General features: G+C 46.5%; 14 protein-coding genes and 1 pseudogene. 5 read left to right on the top strand and 10 right to left on the bottom strand.

The genetic code is table 11. The features are described 5' to 3' along the window. Positions 1-140 precede the first annotated feature (140 nt). Positions 141-851 (bottom strand): DUF8817 family protein, encoded by a 711-nt coding sequence (locus J2Z18_RS19800; protein ID WP_007130215.1) that lies wholly within the window; start codon positions 849-851, stop codon positions 141-143. A 303-nt stretch (positions 852-1,154) separates the two neighbouring features. Between J2Z18_RS19800 and J2Z18_RS19805 the strand changes: the two genes are divergently transcribed. Beyond that, positions 1,155-1,610 carry an AraC family transcriptional regulator gene (locus J2Z18_RS19805; RefSeq protein ID WP_210095198.1) on the top strand — a complete coding sequence of 152 codons (456 nt, stop codon included), beginning with the start codon at positions 1,155-1,157 and terminating at the stop codon, positions 1,608-1,610. A gap of 78 nt (positions 1,611-1,688) precedes the next feature. Here the strand turns inward: J2Z18_RS19805 and J2Z18_RS19810 are convergent, their stop codons facing one another. The 7 genes and pseudogenes from J2Z18_RS19810 to J2Z18_RS19840 form a co-directional block, all read right to left on the bottom strand. Further along, on the bottom strand, positions 1,689-2,342 hold the full coding sequence (locus tag J2Z18_RS19810; protein ID WP_007130217.1) for an HD domain-containing protein: 654 nt from the start codon (positions 2,340-2,342) through the stop codon (positions 1,689-1,691). 427 nt (positions 2,343-2,769) lie between these two features. Continuing rightward, a complete protein-coding gene (locus J2Z18_RS19815) occupies positions 2,770-3,417 on the bottom strand; it encodes a FusB/FusC family EF-G-binding protein (protein ID WP_007130219.1) in 648 nt (215 codons plus the stop codon). Positions 3,418-3,673: 256 nt separating this feature from the next. Next, positions 3,674-4,590 (bottom strand): annotated as a pseudogene (hprK, locus tag J2Z18_RS19820) (HPr(Ser) kinase/phosphatase). A 313-nt stretch (positions 4,591-4,903) separates the two neighbouring features. Then, positions 4,904-6,388, bottom strand: a complete 1,485-nt coding sequence (locus tag J2Z18_RS19825; RefSeq protein ID WP_210095199.1) for an S-layer homology domain-containing protein — start codon at positions 6,386-6,388, stop codon at positions 4,904-4,906. A 131-nt stretch (positions 6,389-6,519) separates the two neighbouring features. After that, entirely contained in the window at positions 6,520-7,215 is a 696-nt protein-coding gene (locus J2Z18_RS19830; protein ID WP_007130222.1) for a response regulator transcription factor, read from the bottom strand. After that, entirely contained in the window at positions 7,184-8,692 is a 1,509-nt protein-coding gene (locus J2Z18_RS19835; RefSeq protein ID WP_210095200.1) for a sensor histidine kinase, read from the bottom strand. The genes J2Z18_RS19830 and J2Z18_RS19835 overlap by 32 nt, the downstream gene beginning before the upstream one ends. 186 nt (positions 8,693-8,878) lie before the next feature. Then, positions 8,879-9,361 (bottom strand): nucleoside deaminase, encoded by a 483-nt coding sequence (locus J2Z18_RS19840; protein ID WP_210095221.1) that lies wholly within the window; start codon positions 9,359-9,361, stop codon positions 8,879-8,881. Positions 9,362-9,646: 285 nt separating this feature from the next. On the opposite strand from J2Z18_RS19840, the gene J2Z18_RS19845 reads away from it, so the two are divergent. The 4 genes from J2Z18_RS19845 to J2Z18_RS19860 all read left to right on the top strand — a co-directional run bounded on the left by J2Z18_RS19845 (position 9,647) and on the right by J2Z18_RS19860 (position 13,839). Then, a complete protein-coding gene (locus J2Z18_RS19845; protein ID WP_007130225.1) occupies positions 9,647-10,528 on the top strand; it encodes a LysR family transcriptional regulator in 882 nt (293 codons plus the stop codon). A 239-nt stretch (positions 10,529-10,767) separates the two neighbouring features. Then, entirely contained in the window at positions 10,768-10,923 is a 156-nt protein-coding gene (locus J2Z18_RS19850; RefSeq protein WP_007130226.1) for a hypothetical protein, read from the top strand. Positions 10,924-10,964: 41 nt separating this feature from the next. Then, positions 10,965-12,308 carry an arsenic transporter gene (locus J2Z18_RS19855; RefSeq protein ID WP_007130227.1) on the top strand — a complete coding sequence of 448 codons (1,344 nt, stop codon included), beginning with the start codon at positions 10,965-10,967 and terminating at the stop codon, positions 12,306-12,308. Between the two features lie 238 nt (positions 12,309-12,546). Continuing rightward, the gene (locus J2Z18_RS19860; protein ID WP_007130228.1) at positions 12,547-13,839 is read left to right on the top strand and encodes a saccharopine dehydrogenase NADP-binding domain-containing protein; all 1,293 of its coding nucleotides are present in this window, start codon (positions 12,547-12,549) and stop codon (positions 13,837-13,839) included. A 101-nt stretch (positions 13,840-13,940) separates the two neighbouring features. On the opposite strand, the gene J2Z18_RS19865 is transcribed toward J2Z18_RS19860, so the two are convergent. Continuing rightward, positions 13,941-14,606: a YwrJ family protein gene (locus J2Z18_RS19865; protein WP_007130229.1), complete on the bottom strand. Its 666-nt coding sequence runs from the start codon at positions 14,604-14,606 to the stop codon at positions 13,941-13,943. Positions 14,607-14,892: 286 nt separating this feature from the next. Continuing rightward, the gene (locus tag J2Z18_RS19870; protein WP_007130230.1) at positions 14,893-15,762 is read right to left on the bottom strand and encodes a hypothetical protein; all 870 of its coding nucleotides are present in this window, start codon (positions 15,760-15,762) and stop codon (positions 14,893-14,895) included. Positions 15,763-15,869 lie beyond the last annotated feature (107 nt).

The raw sequence follows: 15,869 nt of genomic DNA on the forward strand, positions 1-15,869 counted from the left end.
GTAAAAGGGACCGTTCCCTTCTCAGCAGAAGGGGGAACGGTCCCTTTTCATATAGGAGTTATTTCAACTCTTGGTTCATGAACACCAATCTGTCGATTCTTGATCTATCGTTCATATGTAAACCCTGTCCATTACAGGTTTTACGAAGATATATCCTCCAGCAATTCTTGAAGACGCTGCTTTTCTTCAATTAATCGCTCAAATGCGCTTCGATTCAAATTTATCGCATTGATTTCAGCAAGCGTTTCATTCAATTCCGCGGCTCGCTCTAAATTGAATTCGATCTCAAGCTTTAATATGAGTAACTTCGCATATAAAATCTGAGACATTTCTTCTTTTTTACCTGTAAGTCCTTCAATGATTTTATATGCGGTTCGATAGTCGTTTTTAGAATGCGCTAATGTATATGCGCTATAGAATCGTTTTTCAATGGTAGAGGTACCCGTTGAATGTGGATTTCCTCGACCTTCCCTTTCTTTTTTTTGCCCTATAATCAGATAATTCCCTGCAGGATCTACAAGATTAAAGCGAATATCTTCTTTATTGGTGCTTATTTTTGTAATTCTAGGCTCTCCGCTTCGGAACACTTTTCCGTATACCTTTTTTAAATTCGCTATAAATTCAGAGTATACACTTTCAACATCCTCAACAAGAATATAAGCGCCATTTATGGATTTTTCTTTTTCATAATTTTTCTGCCTCGTGAAACTCACCTCACCTATTCGATGCTTCACGGCTGCATATCCATAAGGAACGGATTGCATATAGGTTACGTCAAATCCAAGGGCTTCGTAAAACACAACAACCTCTTCTAGTGATTTGCAAGGAAAAATAGGAATCGTTTTATTCATTATCCCCCACCTTTCTTACTGCATTTTTTAATGTACACTTCTATCGTACAACATTCGTGCAAATGATAATGTTTGGCTAAAAGTCATCAATTATATAAAGGGATCAACGTTGGAAAGCAGTCATCTGCTTTAACGATTCGTGGCAATGATTACGAACATGATGCGTTAGAAATCGGAGCAGCAAGGGGACCGATCGTTACCTCTGATAAATTATGAATGCATCGATAATTTCCTTTAGATATTTTTTATAACATGTTAGCATCAAATTGCAGCACCCAATTTACCAAAGAAAGGAAATTAAAAATGACGAATATGACCGTCGAGCATCTTCCAACCTACCGTATTGCCTATGTACGACAAGTTTGCCCGTACGGCCCTGCCAATGCCGAGGCGATGGAAAAGTTAAAAGAGTGGGCTATAGAGCGAGAGCTTCTCACAACCTCGGCCATCCTGTTTGGAATTCCGCAAGACAATCCCGCAGCAACACCTCCCGAAAATTGCCGGTACGATGCCTGCATTGTCATTTCGGAGGATTACGAAATCGCCGGATCCATCAACGAAAGCGAGCTCGTTGGCGGAACCTATGCCATTTATAAAATCAAACACACCGCTGAAGAAGTACAAAGGGCATGGAGTGAAGTTCTCCCCTTTATTCAAAGCAAAGGCTATCAAATGGATAACAGACCGGTCATCGAAAGATATACGGGTGAAATGATAACCAATCATTCATGTGAAATTTGTATCCCCATCATAGCCTGACAGATTATCATGCCGCACCTAAATAAAAGAAGAACAAGGGGTTATCGGCAAGCGATCCCTTCTTGTTCTTCTTTCGATTTACGATTTAGCCAATATCCCTTGTTCAACGGAGCTTTCGATGATGGACTGCGCCACTTCCCATAATGTCCTTGATCCATTCTTGATCTCTTGATTCCGGTTGATGACCTGCTCACTTGTAATCTGATATTTCTGCCAGGTATCTCCCTGGTTTAAATGATTATGGATAAGCGGTTGTAATCGATCAAGTGAGGAAGCGAACTTGGCTTCGTCCGTCTCCTTCCTCTCAAATTCTAACCATAGATTCATAAATTCCTCTTCCTGCTCTGGCGGAAGCATGCCAAACAACCTCTGGGCTGCTTGCATTTCCCGTTCAAACTTATCACTGTGCCCGGCCGTATCATAAGCGAATGTGTCGCCGGCATCGATTTCGACCAAATCATGGATAAGCAGCATCTTGAGCACTTTGAGGAGGTCGATTGAACGGTTCGAATGCTGATGCAGCACAAGGGCCATCATTGCAAGATGCCACGTGTGTTCCGCATCGTTCTCAAGCCTTGGCCCGTGAATAATCTTAGTTCTTCGTTCAATGGTTTTAAGCTTGTCGATTTCAACAATGAAATTGATTTGTTCTTTAAGCAGGTTCTCCACCAGAATTTCCCCTTTATCAGTTCGTGTAGTATTGTTAGCGTGTTCGTAAAAATAAACTACCATGTGCCGTTCTTTATGTACTTTGATTTTGTGCCGTCAATATCATTCTTCAATCCTATGGATGATATGAAGGGGGTGAGCCTGATCTTAAAAGATAAGGCTCACCCGTTTTTACTTATGCGCGATGCTTTTTGTGTTTCTCACACTTTACAATCACTTTTTGTCCAGGCTTGAGGACAATCACTAGAACCTTATCATGGTGTTTTTTCATGAAAAATCCTCCCTTCGAGAAAGATAATATAATATATGTAAATTTAAGAGAATGACTTAGACGCTATGGCAATTAAATCTTCGATTAGACTCTTGCAACGTTGTATGACTCCATCTTCGCGGCTGATGACAAAAATGAAGTCAATCGGAGCTTTGTATCGCACCTGGCCAGATCTATAGTAAAAGGCTGCCTTTGGGGCAGCCCTAACCTTATTAACGTTTATTTGCTAACTGAAAGAATAAACTTCTCCAATGATCCCGAAGCCGTAATGCACTGATTACATGCTTGATTGTCCATACAGACGTAATGACCAACCGAAGAGAAATTATCCGGTGAAGCGAAAGCAGATTTGGTTCTGACCGAGAAGTATGCAAGCTCTTGATGTCGATTGCAGAACAGGCAGTACCCCTTCTTGTGTGTCGGCGTTATTCTGCCCTCGATCCCGATGAACTTCCCTTCGAACGGATAGACAATGAACAAACGGCTTGTTGCAATATCCACCCAGCTCAAATACGTCGTATACCGAAAATCGATGGATCCTAGATCAGGCACTTTCAGTTTTTTATTTTTAGGGAACAGCTTCTGAATCTGTTTGACCGTAATCGGCGGATAAGGCTCCATATACGGCTCCAATGCGTTAAGATATCTTTGGAAATCATTGGCCGTCTCGAGAGTCGTGATCTCCTCAAACAGCTTCTTCTGATCCTGTGTCAGATCAGGGAATGCTTCCGTGATGTTCACGACGGAACGATATCTAACGGTTTCCAAGACGCTCCGATCCGCGGCGGTTCGCAGGGTCTTCTGAATGAAATCGGCTTGCTTTTTAATGACGTTGAATTGATGGTTTCTAATAAATGGTGCACTCACAGCTCTTCAGCCCCTTATTTTTTATGAAAAATGAATAAGGTGCAAAGCCTATTATTAGAAACGATAACATCCAAGGCTGGGCGATGGAATTCCTTCGATCGCACCCATGCAAAGTATCGCCCTAGTTAGACTTTGCATGAGCACTTCCTAGTAAATAAGCAATCTCGCATTGCCATCGGTACTACCCCCAATCTCATAACATGCGAAAAGTATATCAGGAAATACCATTGGGCGCAATTTAGAATGGCGACTGCGGTCAAGACTTCATCTCATTCTCAATCCGGCTCATAAAGTCTTCAGCCGCGCTGTAGCCGAGTTGTTTAAGATACCAATTGTTAGCCGCCGCTTCGATCAGGCCGGCAACATCACGTCCTGGTTGAAGCTGAACCTCGATATGCGGAATTTGGATGCCTAAGTACTCCGTGAACTGTGGGACCGCCTCCAATTCATTGTTTAGCGAGTCTCCTTGCCATGGCGACAGCTCGATATCAAGCACAATTCGCGTCTCGTCCTGAAACGCCGTGCGCCCGTATTGGCGTACCACATTGATCAGTCCGATGCTTCGCAGCGCCAGGAACTCGCGGCTGATCTCATTATGAGTACCAAGAAGTGTCGTCGGCCCCAGCTTCTTAAGCACCACGATATCATCTGCGACGAACCGGTGTCCTTTTCGGATTAGAGTGTGTGCTGTCTCGCTTTTGCCAATCCCGGATTTGCCCCTGAGCAGGATGCCTATGCCCGATACATTCACACAGACCCCATGGATGGACATCTCTGGTGCCAGCGTCTTCACTAAATAGCTGTTGAGCTTCGCGATAAATTCCGTTGTGGTCTCGATCGTCCGCAGTAAAGGAATGCCTTCTTGATTGCAGAAAAGGGTCAGATAAGGGATCTCCTGCTGTCCCGACGTTACAATAAAGCACGGCGGATGATATTTAACGATGTTGCCGATATGTAACTTGCGTTCCTCTATACTAAGCGTAAGCAAGTAGTTAATTTCCTTGCGTCCAAGCACCTGCACTCGCTCCATAGGAAAAAAGTTAAAATACCCGACAAACTCAAGCCCCGGCCTGTGCGTCTGGGCACGGGTGATCAAACGATCCATACGGTCGGCTCCTGCAAGCACTTCTAATTGAAATTTTTCTTAAGACTTTGAACGGTGATCGACTTCATGTTGTTCTCCTCCTGCGGCTAAAGGTGCCTGTAGTACACCTGAGATTTATTGTGGTCCTCCGATATATTCAACGGCCATCAGGGGCTTTCCTGCATATTTGTGGGATAAGGGCTGGCACAAGTGAAATCTGTTTCGTTCTCTTTACCTTCAGAAATGAAACGTTTGAAGATGATGCATGCAATTCATGATTGGGCAAAGCATAGCGAATCCTACAAAAAAAATGACCCTGCCGCCTCAAGCATGCAGGGTCAATTTATTTATTTCTCCACGTTCATGGCAGGGAATCGTTCATCTTGCGGCTTCATCCGAACATTACGGTGCAAAGGTCAGCTCAGCCTTGGATTCGCCGGCCCAATCACCGACTGGAGTCACGACATACGTTGCGCCTGCTGTCAGTTTGCTGCCCTGCGCAAGTTCGAATACGCCTGCTGCCCCTTTGCGGCTGGAATATTTATAGGCGGCTGTCCGTTTATTCCCCTCTGCATCCGTCAATTCCACGCTGCGGCCGGAGAACAATTCATCGCCCGGATCCTCCGCCAGCGTTACGACGATGGAGGTTTCACTAGCAGCCTCGGCTTTAACGATATGGAGCGGGTCCATCTCCTTGGCTACGAAGGTTGGGTTAGCAATTTGCACCCAATCCGAAGTAACCGTGTACGTAACGCCAGGCTTCAGGACTTGACCCTCCGGCAAGCGAAATTTCGGTTCTTGTTTGCCGTCTGTGGACTGCGTAAACGGAACGTATTTGGCTGTGTTCGGCTGTCCGCCTTCCGGCGTGATCGTCACCTCTCTGGCTTGGCCGGAGGAAATGATCTGGTACTCCACCCCATCCGCCCGGTTGTTCTCATCCAAGATGAACGCATTTTCCCCGCGACCGGCACTATAGGCGGAAATGACGTAGCCGTAATCGACAACCCCGTTCGCCTTGAGTGCCTCCAGCTCAAACGTATCGTTGGCCACCTGTCTAACCTCTGTCATGTCAAGCTTATCAGCGTTGCCCGCAAAGCTGCCCGCATCCTTGCCCTTATAAGCCAGCGTGTAGGTTGCCCCTGGCTGCTGTACGGAAGTAGGGACGATATACGTTGCAATCGAGCCGGTTTTTAGACGCGGCATATTCGTCAGGGTAAGTCCGTTCGTAAAAACAAAATCCTCTTTAGCTTGAGCAAATGCTTCATTTTCGGCCGTCAGCGGGGCGTCGAAGGTAACGATCAACGTTATAGCGTTTAAGGCACGGACGTGTGTAATTTTGGCATTTGCCGAAGGGATCGCCTGACGGGCTTTATCCAGCAAGAACGCTGCTTCGCCACGGGTGGTGCTGTCATTCTCTGAGAAGAACGGCTCCGCCCAGTAATGCACGGATTTTACATCCCGTTTCAACGCTTTGGCCACGATCTGCACCAGCTCGGCGTTTGTTACGGATCCGCTTGGGTCAAATCGTCCGTCTTCCGCCTGCATAATATCGAGCGATGCCAGCGCTGCTGCGTACGGGAAGGACCAATGACTCGGAAGTGTATCCGTTATGTGAGCTGGCAAAGCTGGCGGACCTTCGAGGCCAAACGTAAGAGCGACCAGCTTCGCCAATTCGGCGCGGGTAATGTCGTTCTGTATTCTCATCGAACCATCCTTGTAACCATGGATGATGCCAAGCCGGCTCAGTTCATTGATCGCTCCTTGAAGGTCCTGCGAGGTAATGGGTGCCGAAGCGGCGTTTGCCGGCTGTGCGGCCAATGGCAAGGATGCGGTGCCAAGGGCTGCTGCCAGCATAAGGACAGCCAGTTTAGTCGAATATTTATTCATCGTTAAGTCCTCCTTAAGCTTCATAGGTGCGATTCTGCTCGCCCTACCTATAGATTAAAGGAGAAGCCTAAACGCCTAAGAAACCGGGTATTAACCGTTTCGAAAATGTTTATTAACAATTTCTAAACTCGTTATACGGAAAAGCGGTAGCCCGCCCCCCACACGGTCTCGATATATTGCGGATTCGAAGGATCCACCTCTATCTTCTCACGCAATCTGCGGACGTGAACCGTCACGGTTGCGATATCCCCGTTCGAATCCATGCCCCATATCCGTTCAAACAGTTCATTCTTACTAAAGACGCGATTCGGATGGCTTGCCAAAAACTCCAGCAGGCTAAACTCGCGGGTCGTAAATATCACTTCCTGGTTGCGGACGTGGACCCGGCGGGCTGCTTTGTCAATAACAAGACCACGGAGACGGATTTCCGACCGGGGATCAGTCCCCGTTTTACCTGTTAACCGCTCATATCTTGCCAGGTGCGCCTTGGCTCGCGCAACCAGCTCCCCGGGGCTGAACGGCTTGGTAATGTAATCGTCGGCACCAAGATGAAAGGCACGGATCTTATCAATTTCTTCTTTTTTGGCGGAAACGATTAAGATCGGTACCTCCTTCGCTTGCCTGATTTGTCTGCATACATCATATCCGCCGATCCCCGGAAGCTGCAGGTCGATGATGATGAGATTGTAATCGTTGTTCATGGCAAGCCGAAGTCCTTCATTGCCGGTATGGCATAAATCGACGAGATACCCGTTCAACTCAAAATAGTCCCGCTCCAGCTGTGCGATCGTAATTTCATCCTCGATGATCAGAATCCGGGTTGTCATCTGTATGTGTCCCTCCTAGGTCCTTCGTTCTTCTTAGCGTGAAGTAAAAGCTCGTGCCGACGCCAAGCTCGCTGCTCACCCATATCGAGCCTCCGTGGCCCTCGATGATCTGACGAGCGATCGCTAGTCCGAGTCCGCTGCCGCCTGTTGAGGAATTGCGCGATCGTTCGGCGCGGTAGAAGCGCTCGAAAATATGCGGGAGGTCTTCGGATGAGATTCCCATCCCGTTATCCTGTATTTCAACAGTGACCCATTCCGGCGATGCTTGCACCGAAATGAGAATGAACTTGTCTTTTTTGTTCATGAAATTTTGGGCGTTTCCAATGATATTAAGCATGGCGCGCTTTAATTTTTCCAGATCGGCTACAACCTCAATATCCCTGCTCGGGCGCTCGCCCCACTTCAGCAAGATTCCCTTCTCTTCCATTTCGTAATGCAGCTCATCCATGCAGTCGTCCAGAAAGCTGACGATGCTCACATTCTCGAACAAGAACGGAATTTGCTTTAAGTCCAGCTTGGAGTACAGAAACAGCTCGTCCACCAGCTTATCCAGGTCGATCGTTTTGGAATAGATGATATTGACGTACTTGTCCATCTTCTCCGGGGTATCAGCGACCCCATCACGAATGCCTTCAATGTATCCTTTGATGTTCGTAATCGGGGTACGCAAATCGTGCGAAATATTGGATATCAGTTCCTTCCGATTCTCTTCGTCCTGCAAACGGAGCTGCACCGATTCATACAACCGCTTGCGCATATTCTCGAATGCCTCGTTCAGCAGACCGATCTCGTCTTTGGAACGCAAATCGAGTGCAAACAGCAAATTCCCTTCCACGATGTGCTCAGTCGAGCTTCGAAGCAGATTCAGCGGTTTGACCACACTGCGGGTAATCCAGCGATATAGCATCGCGTTCGCGATGACGATGATGCCGATAAGCAGCACCACGATCATAGGGAGCAGCTTGCGGGTCACTTCGCCGAAAGGGCTGCGTTCATGAATAACATAAACACTCCCTTTCGCCCCATCCGAGTACCGAAAGTCGAATTTGGCATAAGCGTAAAACCGTTCGCCGATGTTGAATGTATCGCGAATATGGTGGTTGTCCAGCTCATAGGGAGGCAGATGCTCCTCCAATTCGGGCTGGTTGAACGTATGCGATTCGAAGACTTGATTGCTCTCCCGGCGAACGTAAAGACCGGCCCGCACCGTTTTCAGCTTGAAATCGTAATCCTGCAGCAGCTCCTGGTTCATCAGCTCATCCGGTTCATTTTTGGCAAGGTACTTCAATTCAAGGAAGATGGATTCCTCCTCCTCCGTCAGCGGGTTGAGCTGATAATGCACTTTATAGAAATCCCGGAAGCTGTGAATATCCCCTGTCGCCGCGATGGTGAACAAACTGGCCGTCAGGGCGAATACGAGCAGGCTGACAAGAAGCATGCCTGTGTAGGACAGCAATAATTTGATTCGAATGGACATACGCTCACCTCGCTGCGAATTGCAATGCACGGTTAGTGCATAAGAGTCAATGCCATACCGCTTGATGCTATATAGAAACGAGAAGCCTCCTGATCCACCTTCAAAGTGGCTGAGGAGGCTTCGATTCATTGGATATTGGATATCCGTTATCCCCGATTCGAGCATGGTGAACAACGCATGGCGGACTTATTTTCGCTTGGAATGGAATTGACGATGGAGCTCCCGAACCTCTTGGGCCAGCTCGGGCACCAGACCGTCTATGGCCGTATCACGGATAACCTCTTGAATCGGAAGATTTCGTACACGGGGTGCCGCAACTCCCATTTCCTCAAGCCATTCTGCCAGCTGTTTCGAGGAGCTTGCGTATACAATCCGACCTAGTCCAACCCAGCCGTGGGCCGCTGCGCACATTGGGCAATGTTCGCCCGAGGTATACACGGTCGCCTTCGCTCTCTCCTCAGGCGTCATGTGATTAGCCGCCCACCGCGCTAATGCAAACTCCGGATGCTGCGTATGGTCCCCGCCGGCAACATGGTTATGGTCTTCGGCAAGCACGTCTCCGTCTGCGGATACAAGCACGGAGCCGAATGGCTCGTCGCCTGCCTCAAGTGCCTCCTTCGCGAGCTCAACGCATCGCTTTAGATGCTTCAGATCGATATCGTTTATCATCAATGGAATCCTCCTCATCGAAACATTTAAATTAAGCAGCCCTTGGCTGCGCATAATCTGAATAAAACGTTTTGTTCAGCGTCCTTTTCCTTATACACCGTAATGCTAACATGTATCAATCCAAACGAAAAATATATAAAAAATATGATGAGCTTAGGTTTTACATATGCATTGTCTTACGAGAATCCGCACCAATATGCTAACATGGGAATAACCAGATCAAAAACATAGCCAAAGTTCGTATTTGCTTAGGTTTTTCATATATGAGAAGGAGTGCTTTCAAAGATGGATATCCGACAGCTGCGATATTTTATCGCGATTGTAGAGGAAGGGAAAATCTCTGCTGCCGCCAAGAGGCTTCATCTTTCCCAACCCCCTTTAAGTCAACAATTGAAAGCCATGGAGGAGGAGCTTGGCTCCAAATTAATAGAGCGCAGCGGGAAACATTTAGAGGTAACCGAGGCGGGAAAAGCTTTATATAAATATGCTTTGCAGATGAATCAGTTGATGGAGGAGGCGAAAATGGAGGTTCAGGAAGTAGGAAAAGGAGTGAACGGGAGTTTATCCATCGGCGTAAATACGTTCTCGGTAGGCGAGCTGCCCCATATTCTTCATCAGTTCCAACGCCAATTCCCTAAGGTAACCTATAAAATTCAGCAAAACGAGTCAGCGCATCTGTGCAAATTAGTGAGGGATCGGGATGTCGAGCTGGCGATCATTCGCCTGCCGTTGGAATTGGACGATTTCGAGGTGCTTCACCTTTATACCGAGCCTTTTTACTTCATTTCGTCGGATAAACAGAAGCTGTTCGAAGATGAAGTGTCGCTGCAGGACATTCATAATCAACCGCTCATTCTGCCAAGCACCCAGGGATTAGGCGTGCACTATTTGATATTGGAGGCATTTTCCCGCTTCCATCTGCATCCCCATATTACAGGTGAATGCTCTGATATTTCGCTGTTGATGGATTTAGTTTCATCCGGCTTTTGCGGGTCGATCGTTCCGGAAACGGTGCTCAAACGGCATAAGGGGTACTCGATCCATGCTCATAAAATCTCCGGGTCAGCCGAGATGTCAGCTCCGGTCGGACTCATCTGGCTGAAGAATCACTCCTTATCCAAAATTGCACAGAACTTCGTCGATGTATTGATAGCAAAAAACAATTAAGAGGATGAACAAGCCCGATTGCTCACACACGAGCAATCGGGCTTGTTTCGTATGTAATCTATTTTACCTATCGATGTGTAACTCCTTATGCGAACATCAATCGCGGAATATCGCAATAACAAGGCATTTCCATTAGAGCAGTGCCAGTCCTTGATACATATAAATAGAGTATATCTATCTACTAATTATGATTGGTAGGTAACTTCGCAAAAAATAAAAACCGAAGAGGAGTGACCTTTATGATCGTACTCATCTTTATCGTACTGGCGGGTTGGGGGCTGTACGCTCTACTAACGCCTCCTAAAGAGGTTCCCGTAGAGTCAACAAAGAGTGAGGCCGCCAAAGAACAAGTTGCTTTTATTAGCGTCGTGATTCCCGAAAAAGAGGATTCGTAAGCAACTCTTGCTATTAATGAAAGAAGGGAGTGAGATTTCCCATGCTCAGTCCAGCAGTAGTCACACTAACGATTGCAGCTTTTATTGTCGCAATGGTCCTTATCATATGGCGTCCAAATGGATTAAATGAAGCCATCCCAGCATCTGTAGGGGCCGCAATCGTGGTGCTTAGCGGGAGCGTATCATTGCCGGACCTCCTTACCATTGGCTCTACCATAAGCAGTGCTGCTATAACGATCATTGCAACCATCGTAATGGCCATTATATTAGAGAGTTTCGGTTTTTTTAACTGGGCTGCTGAATCCTTGGCAGCCAGAGCTCGTGGATCGGGAACCCGGTTGTTCTGGTACGTCAACTTATTATGTTTTCTGATGACCTTATTCTTTAACAACGATGGAAGCATTCTCATTACGACTCCCATTCTACTGATTCTGTTAAAGCAATATGGATTAAAAAACCATGAGAAAATCCCTTACCTCCTCTCAGGTGCGCTAATAGCAACTGCATCAAGCGCACCTATCGGTGTCAGCAATATCGTGAATTTAATAGCACTGGAAATCGTGGATATGGATCTGTACATGCATTCCATCATGATGTTTGTTCCCGCAACCCTCGGGCTTTTGCTGTTTGTATTTCTGTTATTCCTCTGTTTCAGAAAACAGCTGCCGCGTAAGCTTCATGTAAAAAGGCACGCGGGCGGCGCCATGCACCCTCTAAGCAGGACGCTGATTTCAACTGCGGATATCCACAAACGCAATAAGGTCATGCGGAATGTTCTCTTGTTTGTATTTACGGTTCGAGTAGCGCTATTTGTCGCCTCCTATTTAGGGATTCCAATCGAAATTGTAGCGATCCTCGGCTCAGTCATTCTGTTGTCCTGGCGATGGGCCGTATTGAAATTAAAACCGACTGATTTATTGAAGAAGACGCCCTGGCACATTCTCATATTTGCATTCGCGATGTACGTGCTCATCTATGGGCTGCATAATATCGGTCTAACGGAATTTCTCATCCAATTCTTTGAGCCGATCGTTTCCACAGACCTCTTAAATGCAAGCTTATTAATGGGCGGCCTGCTCTCTTTGCTATCGATTCTATTCAATAATCACCCCGCGCTGATGGTTGGAACCATCACACTAACCAATATGAACCTGGATCCTTTAACGCTCAAGATTTCATACCTGGCCAGTGTAATCGGAAGTGATATTGGAGCATTGCTTTTGCCGATGGGTACGCTTGCTTCGTTAATATGGCTTCACATTCTTAAACAACATCATGTCAAGATCAAATGGAAGGAATATATCAAGATCACGATATTGACCATCCCGCCCACCCTTTTATTTACGCTGGTGATCCTTGCATTCTGGGTTCAATGGGTATACTGACATACTGAATACAGGAACAACATTTCATAGAGAGCATGAAATTCTTGTGGAGCATGGGTTCATTATTCGATTAATGAATCATCACCACGGCATTCATGACTCTCTTTTTTGTTCGGCATGCTTCGGGAGCGTACGTACATACATCATGATTTCGAATAAAAGCATCTTGAAGGTGTTTTAGCACAGACCTTTTCCCGACTCTATGAATAATCATATTACTAGAAAGGAGTTGGTAGATTTGAAACAATCACCGATCGTCATCAGCATTCTTGGCAGCTCCGGCGGCGTCGCTAAAGCAATCCTCTCGATATTAAATAAAAGCGCTGAAGATATCCATGACCCCATTCATTCCATTATGAAGCACAGCACCCTTCATTTGATCGACCAGAAACAGAAACATCCGGATTACTATCGCGCTTTCATGCCAAGCTTGCTTAAGAATGCTGCATTGCACCAATTCGATTTGAACCAGCTGGAATCGTTTCGCCAGCATCTGCGACAGACCGGCACCACGCATGTCATTGATGTCTCGTGGGCTGATACGGTTGAGATGCTCCAATGCTGCCAAGAATGCGGTGTGCATTATATCAATACCGCGCTTGAGAATCCCAAGGTGGATGAGAATGAAAGCCTTGCCCCATACTCGCTGTTGGAACGTTACCGAATCTTCCAGGAAGCCCGGCAATCATCGCCGCAGACCACTGCAATTATCGGTTCGGGTATGAATCCAGGAGTCGTCCAGTGGATGGCTATCAAGTTAATGAAGGAACTGCCAGACAAGCAACCGATCGCCTGTTACATTGTAGAACATGACAGCTCGCTATATAAAGACCCCGCCCTAGTAAAAGAACACACGATTTACTCCACCTGGTCTCCCGAATGCTTTTTGGACGAAGCGATTCTCAATTATCCCATGTTTATGAAGCATCAGTTCCCATTTACGATGCATCTTCCGGTGTATGAGCTGGAGTTCAAGGTGACCTTGGGGAGCAAGCAATTCAATGGTTCATTAATGCCTCATGAAGAAGTATTGTCCCTTGGAGAAAAATTCAATATGGAGACTGGTTTTATCTACCGCGTCAGCGATTATACGATCGATTTAATCCGTTCCCAGCTTGAAGATCTCGACGTTATTTGGGAATGGGATCATCAAATTTTGGATCCATCGATTGGCGAAGTCGGAGGAGAAGATTTGGTCGGAGTCTTGCTCGTATATCCAGACAAAGAGAGGTATATGTATAATGTTCTGAGTACCGATAATATCTACCCTGTCTTCCAAATCAATGCCACCTATTTTCAGGTTGCATGCGGCATATATGGCGCATTAAGCACACTTCTGAAAGACGATATTCCAAACGGTGTTTATTTTGTTGACGAATTGCTCCTTCAAACCGAAAGTCAATACGGTGCTTATTTATCCTACTATATGAAGGATTTTGTGGTTGGTGAGAACAAGGGTACGGATGGGTTATTGCTCGACCGAATGATAAAATACCCAGCCTCTTCTCATGAAGACAATTCCGCTGAATAAATACCCGACATCATTTCATCCTGCTTATGGATAAATAGCAGCCCCACTGCCAGACAAACTGTCAGTGGGAAGTCTGCGACGCTCATATGCTTTTAACTGATCTAAGGCAGCTGGATCGATTTAATATGATCCATGTGCAGGTAATTATCATTTCCGCCAGCAAGTACCAACTGAACGATATTCTCATCGACAGATTTCAGTAACCCTTTTTTGTTAGGATGCTCGCCAAGATCAAACACCACGAGCTGACCTTCAAGTTTTTTTAACAGCTGATCCATCGTTCTTGACAAAGCAACAACAGAAGGCTGAACCGGGAAATGTTTTTGATCAAGACTATAAGGCGTTGTGTTTGGAGGATAAGGTATCAAATATTTGACGTGGTTGACTGGAATATAAACCGTTTGATGCATCGGTGAGTGATATACAAAATAGTCATTCATAATACTTGTCACATACCCATGCAATGATTGAGAACCTCCCAGGTAGATCTCAGTAAAGACGCCCCTGGAATTCATCAATATTTTGCGATAGGAGATATTGGCGAGGTCTAATTTCGAATCGGGACTGCTGTCCATCGGGGGATTATCCAGCTCTTCATATAGCCTTAAATGCTGTAGATGATGAATCGGCGTATATATATATTTTGACTTTGAATATAGAACCAGGACATCGCTTCCCATATCAATAAATTCGCCATGAAGCAGTGTCTTACAGCCCGAGAGCTCCAGTTCAACACGTTTGCCGATCATTGAACGTAGTGACTCCATCCCTTCCCTCCTCCTATTATCTTAGTCTTACCGCTTTATGACTTCCATTCATGCTCAGGCTTGAATTCACCAACACCATTCGCCTGCATATATTGTTGGTATCGAACTTTAACGTGCAGATTGCACAACTTTTTAAGCAAAATATTTAAAAACCCCCTGAAGGGAGCATTGGATGACTGTGCAGCCAATGCCCATTCAGAAGTGCTTTATAGGGGGGAATGCTTAATTGTTTCACTTATGGGTGAGCAGAAGATGGCTGGCTAGGCGCTCCTATCCTATAGGATTATTACTCGCCTCCGCTTCTTTGTTTACCGCTACGATTGCGCTTACCGGAGCGATTGTACGATCGATTACCACTGCGGTTACGTTTGCCTGAACGATGCTTGGATTGATTGCCGCCTGTCCAATTCATCCAGTCTCCGGCCGTTTGGTTGCCGCCAGTACGGTTCCCTCTGGATTGATTGCCACCTGTGCGGTTGCCTGCGGTTTGGTTACCGCCTGTGCGATTGCCACGTGTTTGGTTGCCGCCTGTGCGATTGCCACGTGTTTGGTTGCCGCCTGTGCGATTGCCTCGTGTTTGGTTGCCGCCAGAACGGTTGCCTCCCGACTGGTTACCTTGCGCTTGGTTACCGCCTGAACGGTTGCCTCCCGATTGGTTACCTTGCGCTTGATTGCCTTGAGATTGATTACCTTTGGAGCTGCTGTTTTGATTCTGGTTACCGCCGGATTGGTTACTATTCCCGCCGCGGATTACGGTAATCGATTTAATATGACTTACCGGAACGTGAACGACCTCTTGTCCTTTCACCGTTAAGATCAAATAATTCTGGTTCACGTCGACGATGATACCCTCGATTTTTTCCGGTCCGCCGCGGTTTACTTTCACATAGCGATAACGAAGGGCTTGCATAACACCAACGAAGTCGTAGGCCCTGATCGGATTGACAATGCTCTCTCTTTCTCCACCAGATTTACCCGTATCCGTGATGCTTTTGACATGCTCGTCTTTAACATAAACGAAACCGCCGTCAGCAACTGCAACCAAGTAGTCGGATTGGGCATCCAGCAGAAGACCTTCGATGGAATCCGGTCCACCGCGATTGATCTTTACGTTTCTTCCTACCAAGTTCCCGAAGCCAAACCTGTTGTAAGCCATGTCCATGCTCCTTTCAAGGATTTATTTTCGACAGATCAAGAATGGTAAGATCTCGGGCATGATCACGAAAGCTGTAGATACCCCTCAACTGTCCATCAGGTCTGTCG

The organism is Paenibacillus lactis (genome assembly GCF_017873605.1).
GTDB classification, from domain to species: domain Bacteria; phylum Bacillota; class Bacilli; order Paenibacillales; family Paenibacillaceae; genus Paenibacillus_AQ; species Paenibacillus_AQ lactis.